Genomic DNA, 2,103 nt, shown 5'->3' with positions numbered 1-2,103 from the left:
GGTCGGCTGTTTCGTGAACACGCTGGTCATTCGGAGTGATCTGTCGGGTGATCCGTCGTTCGCCGAACTGCTGGAGCAGGTGCGGGAGACGGGGCTGCGGGCGTTCGAGCATCAGGATGTGCCGTTCGAGCGGCTGGTGGAGGAGCTGGCGCCTGTTCGTTCTACGGCGCGGCACCCGCTCTTCCAGGTGATGCTGACGGTGCAGAACAACGAGCAGGCGGCGGTGGACCTGCCGGGGGTGCGGGCTTCTGGGCTGCCGGGGGAGTCGACGCAGCAAGTCGGCGTAGCGAACGCGAAGTTCGACCTGGCCGTCACGGCTACCGAGGTATTCGACGCGGACGGCGCACCCCTGGGTCTGCGTGCCGTTGTGATTGCGGCCGCTGATGTCTTCGGCGCGGAGACAGCTGGGCGGTTTGCCCAGTGGTTCGAGAGGTTGTTGGGGGGCCTGGTAGCGGATCCTGACGCGGCGATCGGGGGTGTGGAGATTCTCGGCGCGGATGAGCGCCGAATGCTCCTGGACGAGTGGGCTGGTGGCAGCGGCGAGCTGGTTCATCGGGGGACGATCCCCGAGCTGTTCGAGGCACAGGCCGCGCTTCGACCTGATGCCGTCGCCGTGGTGTTCGAGGGACGGTCTTGGACGTATGGGGAGGTGAATGCGGCGGCGAACCGTCTGGCCCGGCATTTGGTGGAGAAAGGTGCGGGGCCGGAGCGGTTTGTGGCGCTGGTTCTGCCGCGTTCGGCGCAGCTGGTCATCGCGGTGCTGGCAGTGTTGAAGACCGGGTCGGGGTATGTTCCGGTGGATCCGGAGTATCCGGCGGAGCGCATCGCCTTCATGCTGGAGGACGTCCGGCCGGTTGTGACAATCGGGCCGGATGAGGTGGATGTCGCCGGTTACGACGAAAGCAATCTCTGCGTGGGAGTGCTGCCCGAGAACCCGGCGTACGTGATCTATACGTCGGGGTCGACCGGTCGTCCGAAGGGCGTGGTCGTGCCGCACCAGAATGTGGTGCGGCTGTTGGGGTCGACGCAGCAGTGGTTCGACTTCGGGCCGGACGATGTGTGGACCCTGTTCCACTCGTATGCGTTCGACTTCACGGTGTGGGAGCTGTGGGGAGCCTTGCTGCATGGCGGCCGGCTGGTCGTGGTTCCGTATGTGGTCAGTCGTTCGCCGCGTGAGTTCGCTCAACTGCTGGCGGCCGAGCAGGTGACGGTGCTGAACCAGACGCCGTCGGCGTTCTACCAGCTGATGGCGGCGGAGCAGGACGACTGGTCGCTGCGGCATGTGATCTTCGGTGGTGAGACGCTGGAGCCGGGCCGGCTTGAGGGCTGGTTCGCGCGGCACGGGAACAGCGGGCCGCGGTTGGTGAACATGTACGGGATCACCGAGACGACGGTGCATGTCTCGTATCTCGAGCTGGATCAGGACGTGGCGGCCGGTGCGCGGGGCAGCGTGATCGGCGCGGCGATTCCGGACCTGCGTGTGTATGTGCTGGATGAGGGTCTGCGGCCGGTCCCGGCAGGTGTGACGGGTGAGTTGTATGTGGCGGGTGCCGGCCTGGCACGTGGCTATCTGAACCGCCCGGCGTTGACCGGCCAGCGGTTCGTGGCGTGCCCGTTCGGTGGCGCGGGCGAGCGGATGTACCGGACTGGGGACGTGGGCCGTTGGCTCGCTGATGGGCGGCTGGAGTATCTGGGCCGTGGTGACCAGCAGGTGCAGTTGCGCGGATTCCGGGTCGAGCTGGGCGAGGTCGAGGCGGTTCTGGCGCGTCATGACGCAGTGGCGGACGTGGCGGTCACCATCTGGGACGAACGCCTCGTCGCCTACGTGGTGATGGCCGGCGAGCATGCCGAGACAGGTGAGGTCTCTCGAGCGCTCCGCGGCTTCGCGGCCGAGTGGTTGCCGGAGTACATGGTGCCGTCGGCGGTGGTGGTGCTGGATGTGCTGCCGCTGACGTTGAACGGCAAGCTCGACCGCAAGGCGCTGCCCGCTCCCGCCTTCAAGGCAGGCGGGGGTCGTGGTCCGGGGTCGGTGCAGGAGGAGATCCTGTGCCAGGTGTTCGCGCAGGTCCTGGGGGTGGACCAGGTGGGCGTGGATGACGACTT

1 protein-coding gene is annotated in these 2,103 nt (G+C 67.0%); it reads left to right on the top strand.

The genetic code is table 11. From position 1 onward, the window contains the following. Positions 1-13: 13 nt before the first annotated feature. On the top strand, positions 14-2,103 hold a 2,090-nt coding region (locus KUM49_RS37780; RefSeq protein WP_308406935.1), incomplete at its 3' end, for an amino acid adenylation domain-containing protein.

This window comes from Streptomyces sp. AC555_RSS877, assembly GCF_019049245.1.
In the GTDB taxonomy this organism is placed as follows: Bacteria; Actinomycetota; Actinomycetes; order Streptomycetales; family Streptomycetaceae; genus Streptomyces.
This window is presented reverse-complemented; position numbering and strand designations above follow the sequence as displayed.